Below are 243 nucleotides of genomic sequence, written 5' to 3'. Positions count from 1 at the left end.
TGGAAGCACCGTAAGGTGTGGAGGTGACCGGTACTAATAGGCCGAGGGCTTGTCCTCAGTTGCTCGCGTCCACTGTGTTAGTTCTGAGGCAACGACCGTGTTTTTTCCGGTCCAACTTCATAGTGTTTCGGTGGTTATAGCGTGAGGGAAACGCCCGGTTACATTCCGAACCCGGAAGCTAAGCCTTACAGCGCCGATGGTACTGCAGGGGGGACCCTGTGGGAGAGTAGGACGCCGCCGAAC

1 rRNA gene is annotated in these 243 nt (G+C 56.8%); it reads left to right on the top strand.

The annotated features are described in order from the left end of the window. Positions 1–126: 126 nt before the first annotated feature. A 5S ribosomal RNA gene (gene rrf, locus ADL12_RS27965) occupies positions 127–243 on the top strand.

Origin of the sequence: Streptomyces regalis, assembly GCF_001509475.1 — a bacterium.
In the GTDB taxonomy this organism is placed as follows: Bacteria; Actinomycetota; Actinomycetes; order Streptomycetales; family Streptomycetaceae; genus Streptomyces; species Streptomyces regalis.
This window is presented reverse-complemented; position numbering and strand designations above follow the sequence as displayed.